This window comes from Zunongwangia sp. L-65, assembly GCF_056859415.1.
The window spans coordinates 1-13877 of sequence record NZ_JBSXOK010000060.1; the positions used below are offsets into that span (position 1 = coordinate 1).

At 37.2% G+C, this 13877-nt stretch carries 21 protein-coding genes; 3 read left to right on the forward strand and 18 right to left on the reverse strand.

The features are described 5' to 3' along the window. The 17 genes from AC13DP_RS10140 to AC13DP_RS10220 all read right to left on the reverse strand — a co-directional run. On the reverse strand, positions 1 to 1301 hold a 1301-nt coding region (locus tag AC13DP_RS10140; protein ID WP_483067737.1), incomplete at its 3' end, for a recombinase family protein. 62 nt (positions 1302 to 1363) lie between these two features. Further along, positions 1364 to 1708 carry a hypothetical protein gene (locus tag AC13DP_RS10145; RefSeq protein ID WP_483067738.1) on the reverse strand — a complete coding sequence of 115 codons (345 nt, stop codon included), beginning with the start codon at positions 1706 to 1708 and terminating at the stop codon, positions 1364 to 1366. 79 nt (positions 1709 to 1787) lie between these two features. After that, the gene (locus AC13DP_RS10150) at positions 1788 to 2126 is read right to left on the reverse strand and encodes a cupin domain-containing protein (protein ID WP_347407440.1); all 339 of its coding nucleotides are present in this window, start codon (positions 2124 to 2126) and stop codon (positions 1788 to 1790) included. A gap of 12 nt (positions 2127 to 2138) precedes the next feature. Then, positions 2139 to 2690 carry a DUF1572 family protein gene (locus AC13DP_RS10155; RefSeq protein WP_347407441.1) on the reverse strand — a complete coding sequence of 184 codons (552 nt, stop codon included), beginning with the start codon at positions 2688 to 2690 and terminating at the stop codon, positions 2139 to 2141. Then, positions 2683 to 3333 carry a cysteine hydrolase family protein gene (locus AC13DP_RS10160; RefSeq protein WP_347407442.1) on the reverse strand — a complete coding sequence of 217 codons (651 nt, stop codon included), beginning with the start codon at positions 3331 to 3333 and terminating at the stop codon, positions 2683 to 2685. Before AC13DP_RS10160 ends, AC13DP_RS10155 begins: the two co-directional genes overlap by 8 nt. A 4-nt stretch (positions 3334 to 3337) precedes the next feature. Then, positions 3338 to 3685, reverse strand: a complete 348-nt coding sequence (locus tag AC13DP_RS10165; protein WP_228251656.1) for a nuclear transport factor 2 family protein — start codon at positions 3683 to 3685, stop codon at positions 3338 to 3340. Between the two features lie 6 nt (positions 3686 to 3691). After that, positions 3692 to 4195: a DinB family protein gene (locus tag AC13DP_RS10170; RefSeq protein WP_228251655.1), complete on the reverse strand. Its 504-nt coding sequence runs from the start codon at positions 4193 to 4195 to the stop codon at positions 3692 to 3694. A 7-nt stretch (positions 4196 to 4202) separates the two neighbouring features. Continuing rightward, positions 4203 to 4658, reverse strand: a complete 456-nt coding sequence (locus tag AC13DP_RS10175; protein WP_347407443.1) for a PaaI family thioesterase — start codon at positions 4656 to 4658, stop codon at positions 4203 to 4205. Next, positions 4642 to 5352 (reverse strand): type 1 glutamine amidotransferase, encoded by a 711-nt coding sequence (locus AC13DP_RS10180; protein ID WP_347407444.1) that lies wholly within the window; start codon positions 5350 to 5352, stop codon positions 4642 to 4644. Before AC13DP_RS10180 ends, AC13DP_RS10175 begins: the two co-directional genes overlap by 17 nt. Beyond that, positions 5349 to 6089 (reverse strand): YggS family pyridoxal phosphate-dependent enzyme, encoded by a 741-nt coding sequence (locus AC13DP_RS10185; protein WP_347407445.1) that lies wholly within the window; start codon positions 6087 to 6089, stop codon positions 5349 to 5351. Before AC13DP_RS10185 ends, AC13DP_RS10180 begins: the two co-directional genes overlap by 4 nt. A gap of 16 nt (positions 6090 to 6105) precedes the next feature. Further along, the gene (locus AC13DP_RS10190; RefSeq protein WP_347407446.1) at positions 6106 to 6807 is read right to left on the reverse strand and encodes an AAA family ATPase; all 702 of its coding nucleotides are present in this window, start codon (positions 6805 to 6807) and stop codon (positions 6106 to 6108) included. A 123-nt stretch (positions 6808 to 6930) separates the two neighbouring features. Beyond that, complete coding sequence (locus tag AC13DP_RS10195) at positions 6931 to 7365, reverse strand: GNAT family N-acetyltransferase (protein ID WP_347407447.1); 435 nt, start codon at positions 7363 to 7365, stop codon at positions 6931 to 6933. Next, on the reverse strand, positions 7356 to 7889 hold the full coding sequence (locus tag AC13DP_RS10200; RefSeq protein ID WP_347407448.1) for a YfiT family bacillithiol transferase: 534 nt from the start codon (positions 7887 to 7889) through the stop codon (positions 7356 to 7358). Before AC13DP_RS10200 ends, AC13DP_RS10195 begins: the two co-directional genes overlap by 10 nt. A gap of 12 nt (positions 7890 to 7901) precedes the next feature. Further along, positions 7902 to 8960, reverse strand: a complete 1059-nt coding sequence (locus AC13DP_RS10205) for a branched-chain amino acid aminotransferase (RefSeq protein WP_347407449.1) — start codon at positions 8958 to 8960, stop codon at positions 7902 to 7904. A gap of 6 nt (positions 8961 to 8966) precedes the next feature. After that, complete coding sequence (locus AC13DP_RS10210; RefSeq protein WP_347407450.1) at positions 8967 to 9431, reverse strand: GNAT family N-acetyltransferase; 465 nt, start codon at positions 9429 to 9431, stop codon at positions 8967 to 8969. Continuing rightward, positions 9428 to 9937, reverse strand: a complete 510-nt coding sequence (locus tag AC13DP_RS10215; RefSeq protein WP_347407451.1) for a GNAT family N-acetyltransferase — start codon at positions 9935 to 9937, stop codon at positions 9428 to 9430. Before AC13DP_RS10215 ends, AC13DP_RS10210 begins: the two co-directional genes overlap by 4 nt. Next, positions 9934 to 10836, reverse strand: coding sequence for an EamA family transporter (locus tag AC13DP_RS10220; protein ID WP_347407452.1), 903 nt, complete (start codon positions 10834 to 10836; stop codon positions 9934 to 9936). Before AC13DP_RS10220 ends, AC13DP_RS10215 begins: the two co-directional genes overlap by 4 nt. Positions 10837 to 10928: 92 nt before the next feature. Between AC13DP_RS10220 and AC13DP_RS10225 the strand changes: the two genes are divergently transcribed. Together AC13DP_RS10225 and AC13DP_RS10230 are read left to right on the forward strand one after the other, a co-directional pair. Beyond that, positions 10929 to 12338, forward strand: a complete 1410-nt coding sequence (locus tag AC13DP_RS10225; protein ID WP_347407453.1) for an aminotransferase-like domain-containing protein — start codon at positions 10929 to 10931, stop codon at positions 12336 to 12338. Positions 12339 to 12634: 296 nt separating this feature from the next. Further along, a complete protein-coding gene (locus AC13DP_RS10230) occupies positions 12635 to 12844 on the forward strand; it encodes a hypothetical protein (protein ID WP_228251644.1) in 210 nt (69 codons plus the stop codon). 14 nt (positions 12845 to 12858) lie between these two features. Here AC13DP_RS10230 and AC13DP_RS10235 read toward each other — a convergent pair whose 3' ends face one another. Further along, positions 12859 to 13149: a hypothetical protein gene (locus tag AC13DP_RS10235; RefSeq protein WP_347407454.1), complete on the reverse strand. Its 291-nt coding sequence runs from the start codon at positions 13147 to 13149 to the stop codon at positions 12859 to 12861. Positions 13150 to 13246: 97 nt separating this feature from the next. Here AC13DP_RS10235 and AC13DP_RS10240 point away from each other — a divergent pair, with 97 nt between their 5' ends. After that, positions 13247 to 13795 carry an AAA family ATPase gene (locus AC13DP_RS10240; protein WP_483067739.1) on the forward strand — a complete coding sequence of 183 codons (549 nt, stop codon included), beginning with the start codon at positions 13247 to 13249 and terminating at the stop codon, positions 13793 to 13795. Positions 13796 to 13877: the final 82 nt, after the last annotated feature.

A 13877-nucleotide genomic window follows, 5' to 3' on the forward strand; every position in this document is an offset into this window, starting at 1 on the left:
AGATTGCTGATTGCCTTATCCCACAGGGGTTCCACGTTTTGCGTGTCTGTAATCGAACTTGTGAGTTTGGCTTCCAGCCTGTTTATTTTTTTATCGGCATCCGCTTTCATCATTCGGTAATCGTCCGCTTCAATATCACCACATAAAAGCAGTTCCCTGGCTTTACTCAGTTTATTGTTTTCATCCTGTAAACGAATTTTTAACTGCTGTATATTTCCGATCCTGTCTCTGGTTTTTGATTTATATACGGAAGTAATGACTTCTTTAAATAGGTTGAGCCTAGGAATGGAATACACATATTTCCCAATCTCGGAAACGATCTTTTCATTCATATACTCCGCCTTTTGTCTGAATTTACAGCCACCGGAGCAATGGTAGTAATAGTAATATTTGGAACGCCCTTTGGATTTACTACTAGTTAACATACGCCCGCAGTCTGGACAAATGACAAAACCGCGTAAGGGATAGCGGTCATCTACTTTTATTTTGGTACGCATTATTTTTTTACGACCGTCGAGCACATCCTGAACATCATAGAACAAAGCTTCAGATATCAAGGGTTCGTGTTGTCCCATGACCAGTTGACTTTCTTCATCTTTGTATTTAGGAATAAATATTTTACCGCAATACATAGGATTACGGATAGCTGTCCAGAAATTATTTTTACTGCATTTAAGCTCTTTTTCTCTAGCTGTTTTCCATATTTGCTCGGTGCTAAAAGTGTTTTTTGCCAATTCTTTGAATACCCATTTCATTATGTCACTCTGGACTTCCCTTGGTGCAATATATTTTCTACCACTCTCATCAATTTTGTTTTTATAACCGATTGGAGCAAGGCCCATCCAGCGTCCTTCTTTTTTAGCCCTTCGCATCCCGTGAAAGGTATTTAGAGCTCTTCTGTGATTCTCCACTTCAGGAGGAGCCAGATAAAAGGCGAGCATCATTTTATTTTCAGGAATTGATAAATCGAGTGGTTGCTCCACTGCCTGCGGTTCTACCCCCAATCTTCTCAACGTACCGATCATCTGATAAGCATCTCCCGCATTCCGGCTGAACCTGTCCCATTTGGTAAACAATATCAAATCGGACTGTCCTCTGGATTTACGAAGGATGCCGAGCAGTTTTGTCCAGGAAGGACGTTTAAAGGTTTTTGCGGAATGATCCTCATAAATTACTTTCCGTACCTGAATATGGTTGATTTCACAATACTTGCGCAAACGCTCTTCCTGATCCCGTTGTGAGTATCCCTTGTCGGCCTGTTCATCCGTGCTTACCCGTATGTATAAATCTGCAATTTTCATCGTTCCAAAGTATTAAGGTTGTTTAATCTAACAGCCTGATTCCGTTTATAAATATACGAAAATCAGGCAGGTTTTGCCAGATACTGATCTACTACAATATCCGCTATCTCATACATAAAATCCAGGATTACTTTCACCTGTTCCGCTGTTACTTCTATACCATCTTCTTTCAATAGTGCTATTGCTTTTTCCGGCGGAATTCTTTTTATTTCATTTTCCTTGTTTGTGGAAAAGACCTGGCTTTTTATGAGTAGTTGTAACCGAGGATTTTCTTCAGAAATTCGAAGGATAATATTATTTAACTGCACATCGGTAATTGCCCCTATATCTGTTTTGGAGGGGTTGAGCGTGACTGTAATAAGTAGATCGAGCCATTCAAGTGGATATGATTTGTTTGCATTTTTCAAGATAATTCATTTGCGGACTCTATTCTTACAGTTAATTATATATTCTTCCTTTTTATAATATTCAGGTTGTTTTATAGGATTATAAATTGATTCTATCCATAGGATTGCCAGGAAATGATATCACTAAAAAACGTAGGTATTCTGAGTGTCTATTACAAATTTTATGAGATTGTTTTTTTTCAATTTTAATCCCTTCATTTTGTTTTACAACAATTTCTTTTTTGTTGAGTAGAAATGTTGCAACGCCTTCAAGAATATAAAAGAATTGCGCAGTTTCATTATGATAATGTGTTTGTTCTTCCGTATTTAGTGGCATTTTTTCTTCTTTGATGATAACTTGGTCTGATTGTATTAATATCCAGGCATCACAATGATTTCCCCATGTGTAGTGAGGGGTGTTTTCTGTATTTGTAGTCATAATTTTTTGAGGTTATAAGTCATCTGTATAATGTCTTTTGCTTTTCTCCTGTGAAAATTTTCGATTGTTGTAATCTCCTGATTTATTTCTGGCTATGGATAATGTATTCCACGCTTCGTTTTTCAGCATTTTGGCAATGAAAACCATCTGACCAATATGATATGGGTAGTGAGCTAATTGTCTATTAATGGCCTCTACTACGGTATGGCCATCATTTCGTATATAAATAATTTTTTCCAAGTCTTTTTCTGATAATTGTTCAAGCGTAGTTAAGAGACATTCCCATCCTTTATTCCAATAGTTCATCATTTCTGTTTTGTTCAAAAATGAATTCGTAAATTCAGCATCCCGATTACGACAGCCCTTTTCTCCATCTGTGGTTAGAAAATCGGTAAATCTTGATAACATATTTCCAGCAATATGATTTACTAGAATGGCGATGCTATTGCTTTCTTCATTGTATTGCCAAAACAATTGTTCTTCAGTTAGTTGTTCCATCGCTTTTTCTCCTAACATTTTATAATAGAGAAATTGTTTTTTAATGCTTTCCAAATAACTATTCATCTCTTTTGGTTTTGATTATATTTTTTAATTCTTTAACGGAGCAAATACCTACACCTATCCCTTTCAATTCATCGATACCTTTAGGGTAAATTCTGGAAATAGCCTCAGGAACAATATTAATATGGTAATCTCTTTCACTAGCTTCATATATGGTAGTTCTGGGGCAATTGGGGAAATTGCAGCCTGCAATCAACAACGAATTGATTAGATGACTGGTAAGCCAATCATCTAATTGTGTGCTATAGAAAGCTCCCCAGCGAGGTTTATAGACTATAAAATCATAAGGGGCTATTGGTATAATCTGGCCGTTTAGTAGCGATATATCTGAATAATTTTCTGCATTTTCGGGTAATAATTCTGTAACTATTTTAGCTCCATTACTACCTGGGGAAACGATTTTTTTACCATCTTGAAACAAGCTCTTTCTGCATAGCTCGGCATTACTGCCATCCTCTTTATAAAGTCTAATGACGTGGATGACCGGAAGTTGGCAGTTACGAAATACAGATGCCAGTTTGACAATATTTTCCGTAACGTCTTCGGTTCCCTGTATATATGATGCACCATCTTTTTTTGCAAAATCCTTTTGCATGTCAATGATGATCAAGGCACTCCTATTCCAATTCATTTTTGTGTATTCCATTTTCTTACTGGATTTTATAATGTGCTCTTACTTTACTTACTTTTCCTTCATTATTCAATTCCATATATTCTGCCGAAAAGGAGTTATTTACACTTCGGTAAAACAAAACGATTGAATGAGATCCTTTGAGTTCATGATATAATTCAAAGTGCAGGTCGGGGTATTTTTGCAGGGCTTTTGAAAAGTAATCCTTTAAATCACTTTTATTGGAAATTTTACCTTCTGCGTTTATTCCCATTTGCTGGATAATAGGAGATACAAAATCAATTTTTTCGCTGTAATGCTCCATTATTTTATTCAAATCGTGACTGTTCCACGCCATGAGCCATTCCTGGGCAAATTCTGTATTCATACCGATTTATTTTGATTGACTGTTTTGAATAATTTCTTCTGAACTCAATCCAAACATTGGCGGTGTCTTTACATCCAACAGGTTCAGATAAATATAAAGCTGTGCGCTGTGATGAATTTCGTGTTCGGTCATTGCACGAAGCCACTTCCATACCGTAATAGGTGTATTGGCGGGTGTCAGGCATTTTCGTTGCAAATCATCATTGCTAAGCTTTTTTAAAATGTCTAATGTTTCCTCGTGTTTCTCATTAAAATACCTAATTACCTCATTGTATCCATCTGCTAATTCTTTACCACAACCGCTATAGCTACATGGGTTTCCTAAAATGGTTTCGGTAAACATATATCTTTCTATTGCTGCAATAGGACGTATTTGGTCGGCTATGGTAAACTTTCCGGGTCTATACGCCCAATCCATGTGTTCTGGTGGAATAACAGCTATCAATCGGTTCGTCCGTTCCCTGATTTTTCCATAATAGTCCAGAAAGGTGTTGATATTGGTTATTTCCATAATTCGTTCAGTCTATTTGTTTGTCAGGCGCTTTTTTGGATAACTGCATTAAGGTTACTAATGAAGTTGCCGCTAGTGTTTCCTCGCCTTTATTCGTAATACTAAATACATCTGAACACACCACAGTAAGTACTTTTCCGTTTTTTACCACCTGCGCTTTAGCCACCAATTGTTCTCCAAAAGCAGGATTTAGATAATTTACTTTTAATTCAACCGTAGTAAAGTAACTGTCTTCCGGTTTTGCCGAAGCTCCTGCATAACCAGAGGAAACATCTACTAAAGTAGCAATGGTACTGCCGTTGAACATTCCTGCGGGGCGAGCCATAAATTCTTGTTTAGCAACGGTAATTTCAAAATAGCCCTCACCAATTCCGGTTATTTCTGCTCCAAATAATTCCATCATTTTGGAACGGTTAAAACTTTCCTGTAATTGCTTTTTTCGTTCGTTACTGATTGTTTTCATAGAGCCAATTATTTAAAAGTTCATTCATAAGTGTGTTACACGTACTTGTGTTTTGTACCCCTGTATGGATTTCTGCTTCAGATTGTACATAAGGAAGCGGTTCTATGTCTTCTTTTCCATTTTCAAGCATTTGCAATAAGCTGGTTTGTGTTACTTCCAAATGAAATTGAAGTCCTATTACCTTTTTATTGTAGTAAAAAGCCTGATGCTTATTAGCTTCTGAATACAATAGGTCTAAACTTCCGTTATCAGGAATCTCGAACCGGTCTGCGTGCCAGTGAAAGACGATGGGGTTATTGCTGAACAGCTTATAAAACCAAGGTAGCTTTTTACTTTCTTCGGTAGGAAAAACCGGAAACCAACCTATCTCTTTATGAGTGGCAGGAGTTACTTTTGCACCTAAACAACCCGCAATGAGTTGTGCACCCAAACAAATTCCCAATACTTTTTTGCCTGCGGCTATACAGGATTTGTTAAACAATTTTTCTTCCTTTAACCATTGATATACCGATTCTTCGTAAATACCCATTGGACCTCCCAGTACAATCAAGGCATCTATCGCTGAAATATCAGGTAGTAGAAACTCAGGATCATGAAATTTTGTGGAGGATATTTTGTGTTCTTTATCATCCAACCAGATTTTAATAGCTCCTAAACCTTCAAAGGGTACGTGTTGTAAATAATGGACATTCATAGGTATGCTTTATTTTCATTCCAATAATAACTGTCAGGGTACATACGCTGCCCGAAGACTGCTGTGCCTACTCTAATTATAGTAGCTCCTTCTATTATCGCTGTTTCTAAATCTCCACTCATTCCCATTGACAATTCCTTCATTACTACGTTGGGGATATTTAAAGCAATAATTTCCTGCTGTATGTTTTTCAGTAAGCGAAAAAATGGACAGACTTTTTCCGTTTCGGCACTAAATAATCCTATGGTCATTAATCCCATTATTTTTAGTCTATCGAATTTTGCTACTTGTTGCACCAAGTCAATAGCTTTGCTGGGATGTACACCAAATTTACTTTCTTCATTAGAAGTGTTTACTTGTATAAAAACCTCTATTTGCTTGTTCTCAAATTCCAATCGCTGTTGTAATTTCTCTGCTAAGTCCAACCGGTCAAGGGATTGAATGCAAGAGACCTCATATTTTAAAATTTCTTTGATCTTATTGGTCTGTAAATGCCCGATAAAATGACTGGTGTGCGGGGTGCCTTTTAAGGCATCGTATTTAGCTTTTAATTCCTGCACCTTATTTTCGGCAATCAATGTTTGTCCTGAATTTAAGGCTGCTTTAATACGCTCTGGCGAAACGGTTTTGGTGGCCAATAGTAATTTTACCTCACTACAATCACGATTGCTTTCGGTACAGGCGTTTTGTATTCGCTGTTGAATAGTTTGCAGGTTATGTATTATTTCACTGTTCATATTGCATTGCTTTTTCCTATTGCTCTAACTCATCCAGCAACATAGATTTTATAAGTGTGTAGGTATAATCTTTAGCTTCAGCAAATGATAGACTATAATCCCTTTTAATAGTTTGCATGTTTTCGGGAAATACAGCCAGCAATTTGTTGTAATAGCTGTCTAATAATTCCTTGCTAGGCAAGCTGTATTGAATCCTAATCTGAAATCTCCTTATCAGTGCTGTGTCAATCATTTCCTTATGATTCGTGGCGCAAATCAATAAGGCATTTTCAGGGAAATAATCCATTAGTTGGATAATGGTATTTACTAGTCTTCTCATTTCCCCTACATCCTTCTCATCGTTTCCCCTTGCTTTGCCTACCTGGTCAAATTCATCTAAAAATAACACCGACTTTTCCCTGCCTGCTTTATCAAAAATCTGTTTGAGGTTTTTTGATGTTTCCCCTATTCGAGAACAGATAATATTGCTCAAATTGAGTATAAGGATGTTTTTACCCAAACTACTTGCAATAGCTTTTGCAGTCATTGTTTTACCACATCCTGAACTGCCGTGAAGCAAAATTTTATTATTAACAGGCAGCCCGTATTTTGATAGTTCGTTAATGTGTTTGTGTTCCCTAATGAGTTGCTTTATTTGATCTTGATTTTCACAGTCAAGTAAGACCTCATCAAGGAGAACCTTTTCTTTATCATTTATAAGCAGGTCATATACATTCATAAATTGTGGAATCGCCCCAAGGTTATTGATTTGAGGTCGGAAATGGATTTGAACCATTGTAAAGGATATTGCGTATCCTTGCCTAACCACTCAGCCATCCGACCTTTTATGTTATTTCAACAGCTATTTGCTGTATAAATTATTTCTTTTTATCTCCATAAGTCTTTCCGGGTTTTCAGGAGATTGGAAACCGAATTTGCTATATAGTGCGTGTGCATCGAGTGTAGCCAATAATATCCTTCTCATTCCTTTTACGTTGTCTAAACTCATTAAGTATTCCATCAGTTTTTTAGAGAGTCCTTCTCCCCGGTGCTGTTCCAGAATATACACATCTGCCAAATAAGCAAATGTGGTATAATCCGTAATCAGTCTGGCAAAGCCTATTTGTTTGTCGGCTAGAAACACCCCGATACAAAAAGAGTGCTGCAATGCTTTTTCAACCTGTTCCTTAGAAATTCCTTTTGCCCAATAGCTCTCCAAGCATAGAAATTGGTGAATGGCCTGGATATCCATATTGTTATACCCTGTTTTTATGCTGTAGTTTTTCTTTAATTCCATCCCATTTTTTCTTTTGTATTTACAATGTGCGCCAAATGATGTTTGCAGTGCCAACTGTATTTGTCCATTGCCTGAGCTATAGTCTGGTTTTTTTGAAGTTCAGGATGAAAAAAGGATTTTTGCCAATCCTTTTCTTTCAGATTTTCCAGAAGAGCAACCCAGCGCTCATGAATCCCTTCGAGTATTTTTAGAGAAGGGGCAATGTCTGTTAGTTTGGCATCAAACAGGTCTGCCCAAAGCTTTTCTGCAAAAGGTTTAATATTTGGATTTTCTTCGGTCAACGCAAATTTGATACGTGCAAAACAATTTATATTACTGTCTGCCAGATGATGAATAACCTGCCTGAGTGTCCAACCATTTTCCCGGTACGGGGTGTCCAATTGAAGCTGCGTGAGCGACTGTACTTCTTCTTTGATACGCAAAGGCAATGATGCAATAGTAGCAATCCATTGTTGTTGCATCTGCTGAGGTAATTCCAGGTTTTCTTTATATCGGCCTATTGGATATTGATCTTTTTCATTCATAGGATGCTTATTTTAGATAAAGTGATTCCATGAGTGGGTGTCTTTAGTTCTTCCTTGTCGGATGTTCTCCAAAGCTGTTTTTAGTTGAAACATTATAGCATCATCTTCTATGTAAGGGGAATAGTCTTTGCCTTGTATCTGAATGCTATATACTGGAGAAATAACTGCTGCGGTACCCACACCAAAAAGTTCCACTCGATTTCCGGCATTAAACGCATCTTCCAGTTCCTGATAGCTGATAGCCCGTTCTTCCACCTTCATTCCTTTATCCCTGGCAATCTGGATAATGGAATTTCGGGTCACCCCATCCAGGATAGAAGTGCTTAAACGTGGAGTGATGAGTGTATCCTTGAGCATTACCATCATATTCATAGTTCCAGCTTCTTCCAAAAACTGATGTGTTTTGGCATCTGTCCAGATAATTTGATCGAACCCCTGTTCTTTTGCCTGTTGTGTAGGGTAAAAGGCAGCTCCGTAGTTTCCGCCACATTTGACGTAACCCACACCGCCTTCGGCTGCCCGAACGTATTGGGTTTCAACTTTTACCCTTACCGGTTTGGGATAGTATAGTCCCATTGGGGTACAGGTAATACAAAACGTATAGTTATCAGCCACTTTAACCCCCAAACGTGGCTCCGTAGCAAAAACAAAGGGACGCATATATAGACTTACTTCTTTATCCTGTGGAATCCAATGCTGTTCAAGCCTTACTAATTCTTCCAAAGCATTGATGAAATGTTCTTTTTCTATGGGCGGCATGCACATACGCTCCAAAGAACGATTGAAACGTTGGTGATGCTTTTCGGGGCGAAAAATATGTACATGTCCGTTATCCTGACGAAAAGCTTTCATTCCTTCAAAAACGGTTTGCCCATAGTGAAGACAAAGCGCAAAAGGGCTTAATGAAAAATGTTGTGTGGGTACAATTCTTGGGGATGTCCAGTTTCCATGATCATATTCGCTCAGGAATAGGTGATCGGTAGGCTGTGTCCCAAAATTAAAATCATCATAATTGAATGCTGATTGTTTACTCTGATCATTTTTGTGAATGTCTATTGCCTGTGTTTCCATAGCTTACTATTTTATGTTTAATTCCATTTTAGTGTCTACTCTTTTATAAATGCCCTGTTCTATGGGTATTTGTTGAAACCCAAATTTTTTATAAATGCTTAAAGCAGGTTTTAAAGCAGATTGAGTATAGAGCACTAATTTTTTTTCTTCTAGTTCTTTTGCTTTTTCCAGGGCTGATTTACATAGTATTGTACCTGCCCCAAGTCCGTGAAAAGCCTCGTCCACAGCCATTTTGGTAAGTTCCATAGTAGCATTGTCTATTTTTTTCAATGCCACGGCACCTATTACCGTTTGGTTATGAAGCGCAAATAAAATTTCATCCCCATCTTTTAAAATAGCTTCTTCAGGATGAGTCAGGACATAGTTGTCAAGAGCTTCCAATACAAAATGTTTTTCAATCCAGGCTTTGTTGAATTTTTCAAAGTAAGGTTGCCATTCAGGACGGTATGGTGCTATGTGTATGTTTATCATAATTTTATTTCAAATAAGCTGACTTCAAAATTGTTGTAATGGGCAGGAAGATTACTTTTAGGGGGCAATTGTTTTTTCCCGATTAACCGGAACCCTAAGTTTTGGTAATAGGTTATCAATTTCTTATTACTGGCCCAGGTATCAATTCTTATAAATTTCTTTTTGCTTTTAAAGGCTTCAATCATTGCCCATTCTACAACTCTTTTAGCTATATTTTTCCCTCTGTAATTGTTGAGAATTGCCATTCGATGTAGATAGATGGCTTCCTTCCCTTTATCATCATTCCAAATGATGGGGTCAACATTCATTACGGAAAAAACGCCTGCAATTTCATTTTCGTCAGTCACTACCTTCAAATGTCTTTTCTCTTCAATCTCTTGTTTTATGAAAGATGAGCTGAATGGATACCAACTGTAACCAGTTTGATGATGTTGATATGCAATTGCTTCTGTGTATATTTTTTCAACACTGGAAATATCTGTTATGATGGTTTGTTCTATTCTCATTGTATTGCCATTTTTCGATATCCCCTGTTGATACAATACACACCGGAAAGTGTAGCGGTTAAAGCTAATAGCGTTATATCCGTAAGGGGTTCATTCAGGAAAAAATACCCTAGCATAATGGCTATAAAAGGATTGATGTATGCGTATAAAGAGGAGACACCAATGGGTAAATTTTTCAGGGCATATACAAAACTGGAGTAAGCGATAATAGAGCCAAATACGATAAGGTATGCTAATGCCCATATACTTTTGCCTGAAATTACTTTTAGCTCTGTGTAGTCGTCTAAAAAGAGGCTAAAAAGCACTAATGCAATCCCTCCCGTGAGCAGTTGTAAGGCTGCATTTTGGAAAACATTTTTATGATTTAAAATTTTGAACTTACTGAAGACACTTCCCGAAGCCCATGCCAGGCAGGCTCCAAATGCAATAAGCATTCCTAGAAAATATTCCGGATTGGCAATATCTTTTAGATTATCCCTGAAAATGAGTATAATTCCCAAACAACCCAATATCAATCCAAATAAGATCAAAATGTGCGGTTTTCTTCTATCAAAACCAAACAGATAGCTGATTACTACCACAAATACAGGAATAAGTGATAATATCAATGCGGCCAGTCCACTGGTAATGTAACGTTCGCACCAACCAATTACGCCATTGCCTAAAGTGACCATTAAAATACCGGTAATGGATTGATTAAGTAAATCCGATCTTCTAAGCTGAAGTTTTCCAATGATTTTTAATGCGACCAGCATGATGCCTCCTGCCATGATTTGCCGAATAGCAGAAAATAGAAAGGGAGGAAAAGTGGCTACGCCTATTCGGATTGCAAAGTAGGTAGAGCCCCATACTAAGCATACGATAATAAGAGATAAATATGCTAATAGATTTTTATTCATAGCAAGTAGGTAATTTTTATAACAAAATAAAGCAGAAAAAATGAATGGTTACAGATACAATTTTATTAATTTTGAGGGATACAGATTTTATAATGAAGACTACACTATATCAAAAAATTGCCGAAACATTATCAGATCAGATTCAAAGCGGCACTATAAAGACCGGGGAAAAAATGCCTTCTCTTAGAGATCTAAAGAGAGAATATGGGGTTAGTATGAACACGGTTATTCAGGCCTACCTGGAACTGGAATCACTAGGGTTAATTATCTCCAGACCTAAATCAGGGTATTTTGTTAATTACAAACCCAATCAATTATCTGTACCCTCAACCAGTAATCCAGAAGGAATTGAGGAGCCGGAATGTGTGGAAAGCCTAATCGCTAAAGTATATACCTCATTAAATGATACCAGGATTACCCGATTCTCTTTGGGAGTACCGGAGAATGAATTGTTGCCTATAGCAAAATTGAACAAGGAACTGGTGAATGCCATGCGAAACCTTAAAGGAGGTGGAACTGAGTATGAAAATATACAGGGAAACCAGAAACTACGCAGGGATATTGCCCGGTTCACCTATACTTGGAATGGTAATTTACAGGAGGAAGACATTATTACTACCGCAGGAGCAATGAATGCCCTTTCATTTGCATTGATGGCACTTACCAAAAAGGGAGATACCATTGCAGTAGAAAGCCCTGTTTATTTCGGAATATTACAATTAGCAAAAAGCCTGGGACTGCACGTTATTGAACTTCCTACAAATCCTATTACCGGCGTGGAACTGGAAGCTTTGAAAAAAGTAATTCCTAAAATTAAAACCTGTATTCTGATTTCTAATTTTAACAATCCATTGGGGAGTTGTATGCCTGAAACACATAAAAAGGAAGTGGTTTCTATGCTAGCCAAGTATGGAATTCCTTTGATAGAAGATGATCTGTATGGAGATGTATATTTTGGAAGCAACCGCCCTAAGCCCTGTAAGGCGTTTGACAAAGAAGGATTGGTTTTATGGATAGGATCGGTTTCTAAAACTCTTGCTCCAGGCTATCGGGTAGGTTGGATAGCCCCCGGAAAATTCAAAGAAAAAATCATTCATCAGAAATTAATCCATACCGTTTCTTCCACAACCATAACACAAGAAGCAATTGCCAACTTTTTGGAGAAAGGACGTTATGAAAATTATTTGAGAAAGTTGCGAAAGACATTATACTCCAATAGTTTGCACTATGCCAGGGCAATAGCAGAATATTTTCCGGAGAAAACCAAAATCAGCAACCCTCAGGGAGGATTCATGTTGTGGGTAGAATTGGAAGAAAAAATTAATACTGTAGAACTATACGAAAAGGCTATCCGCCAAAATATAAGCATTGCCCCGGGCAGGATGTCTACCTTACAAAATCAATTTAACAATTGTATGCGTCTAAGCTATGGACAACGTTGGTCAGAACATATAGAAGACAAACTAAAACAATTAGGAAGAATAGTTAAAAGAATGTCTTAGTTTTTAAATAATCTGTTCTATGATTTACCAGGTATAGATAGCTCTTTGTAAGGACATCTTTTTATATAAAGTTTGAACTCAAACAGCTATCTTAGTTAGAATATTCTTGAAGCGTTTTGCTTTGAGTCCGGCACTGAAACTTAGGAAATTTCGATAACAGCAGGACAACAAGTGAAGAACGCTCATGCTACTGCGTGAGCGCACTTATTGTTGTTGGGTTTTCTAAGACCTCAGTGCTGTAAGTTGCTGCCTGCGCTATTTTAAATCAGGCGGTATTAATCCATAAAAATATTGATATGAAAGCAGCCGCCCAGCATTTTCCCGGATTTCATTATTCAGCTTCAGACCTCCTCAAATACATTACCGTAGCAAAAGATTTTACTTTAATGCTATCCTCAGGAGAATTTATTAAATTTACTCCTATTAATGATTCATTATTTGAAGATTGGCTCATAGCAAACAAGGTTCAAAATATCAGAAAAGAAGAAGGTTGGATAACCGAATAACCAGCCTGAATACATTACTTCCCTTTTCCTGACTCATTCAACTTTTCTTTGAGTTCAATAAGTCCGGCCTTTTCGAGATACTGACCGGCAATACTTTTCAATTCTTCCAGATTTTCTTCGGGCACATTAGATAGAAGTCCATCATTTTTCTCATCATCTTTCACGACCAATCCACGCTCAATTACATGGTTTAGTAATAACACATTTTTACGTGAGATCCTCAAATCAATCTTCACTGTGTCATTCATGCCAGGGATACTTAAGATCGTATCATAAACTTTGGCTACATCATTTGTTGTCAACATAATCACACGTTTTAAATCATTCAACATTAATAACAAAAGTATTAAGAGTAAAAGAAATCATCCTCATCAAAATATGAAGGAGATAATTATTAGAACTATGAAAAACAAATCAAGCACTATTATTATTACAGGAGGTCCCGGAATGGGAAAGACATCCGTTATAAAACAGCTTTCAGTTATGGGATATCATTCGGTTGAAGAAACCGGTAGAAGTATTATCCAAAAAGAAATTAAAACAGATGGAAATCGTTTACCGTGGCTTGACAAAAAAGGATTTGCAATGGCTATGTTTCAGCAATCCCTCAACGATTTTCAAAATGTGTCGGAGAAGTGTGGATTGACATTTTTTGACCGTGGTATTCCAGATGTCATTGGATACCTAAAACTTTGCAATATTTCCATTCCTGAAATAATGTGGCAGGCAGCAAAAGAAAACCAATATCATCCTATGGTTTTTATAACTCCACCTTGGAAAGCTATTTATGTAAATGATGCCGAGAGAAAACAGACTTTTGAAGAAGCAGTTGCCACTTATGATACAATGAAGGAAACCTATTCTTTTTTCGGGTATAAATTGGTTGAGCTACCTAAAACCACAGTTTTAAAAAGAGCAAAATTCATTCTTGATTATCTTTTAATATACTGACTGTCATCCCATTCAAAATATAATGAGGATAGGTAGAAGCCATACTACTTGTTTAACTTTACGTCCGTGAACTGAATAGTGA

Coding starts and splice junctions, on each gene's coding strand:
- AC13DP_RS10150 (WP_347407440.1), bottom strand. CDS start 2,126: ATGACTACAAATACAGAAAACACCCCTCACTACACATGGGGAAATCAT.
- AC13DP_RS10155 (WP_347407441.1), bottom strand. CDS start 2,690: ATGAATAGTTATTTGGAAAGCATTAAAAAACAATTTCTCTATTATAAA.
- AC13DP_RS10160 (WP_347407442.1), bottom strand. CDS start 3,333: ATGGAATACACAAAAATGAATTGGAATAGGAGTGCCTTGATCATCATT.
- AC13DP_RS10165 (WP_228251656.1), bottom strand. CDS start 3,685: ATGAATACAGAATTTGCCCAGGAATGGCTCATGGCGTGGAACAGTCAC.
- AC13DP_RS10170 (WP_228251655.1), bottom strand. CDS start 4,195: ATGGAAATAACCAATATCAACACCTTTCTGGACTATTATGGAAAAATC.
- AC13DP_RS10175 (WP_347407443.1), bottom strand. CDS start 4,658: ATGAAAACAATCAGTAACGAACGAAAAAAGCAATTACAGGAAAGTTTT.
- AC13DP_RS10180 (WP_347407444.1), bottom strand. CDS start 5,352: ATGAATGTCCATTATTTACAACACGTACCCTTTGAAGGTTTAGGAGCT.
- AC13DP_RS10185 (WP_347407445.1), bottom strand. CDS start 6,089: ATGAACAGTGAAATAATACATAACCTGCAAACTATTCAACAGCGAATA.
- AC13DP_RS10190 (WP_347407446.1), bottom strand. CDS start 6,807: ATGAATGTATATGACCTGCTTATAAATGATAAAGAAAAGGTTCTCCTT.
- AC13DP_RS10195 (WP_347407447.1), bottom strand. CDS start 7,365: ATGGAATTAAAGAAAAACTACAGCATAAAAACAGGGTATAACAATATG.
- AC13DP_RS10200 (WP_347407448.1), bottom strand. CDS start 7,889: ATGAATGAAAAAGATCAATATCCAATAGGCCGATATAAAGAAAACCTG.
- AC13DP_RS10205 (WP_347407449.1), bottom strand. CDS start 8,960: ATGGAAACACAGGCAATAGACATTCACAAAAATGATCAGAGTAAACAA.
- AC13DP_RS10210 (WP_347407450.1), bottom strand. CDS start 9,431: ATGATAAACATACACATAGCACCATACCGTCCTGAATGGCAACCTTAC.
- AC13DP_RS10215 (WP_347407451.1), bottom strand. CDS start 9,937: ATGAGAATAGAACAAACCATCATAACAGATATTTCCAGTGTTGAAAAA.
- AC13DP_RS10220 (WP_347407452.1), bottom strand. CDS start 10,836: ATGAATAAAAATCTATTAGCATATTTATCTCTTATTATCGTATGCTTA.
- AC13DP_RS10225 (WP_347407453.1), top strand. CDS start 10,929: ATGAAGACTACACTATATCAAAAAATTGCCGAAACATTATCAGATCAG.
- AC13DP_RS10230 (WP_228251644.1), top strand. CDS start 12,635: ATGAAAGCAGCCGCCCAGCATTTTCCCGGATTTCATTATTCAGCTTCA.
- AC13DP_RS10235 (WP_347407454.1), bottom strand. CDS start 13,149: ATGTTGACAACAAATGATGTAGCCAAAGTTTATGATACGATCTTAAGT.
- AC13DP_RS10240 (WP_483067739.1), top strand. CDS start 13,247: ATGAAAAACAAATCAAGCACTATTATTATTACAGGAGGTCCCGGAATG.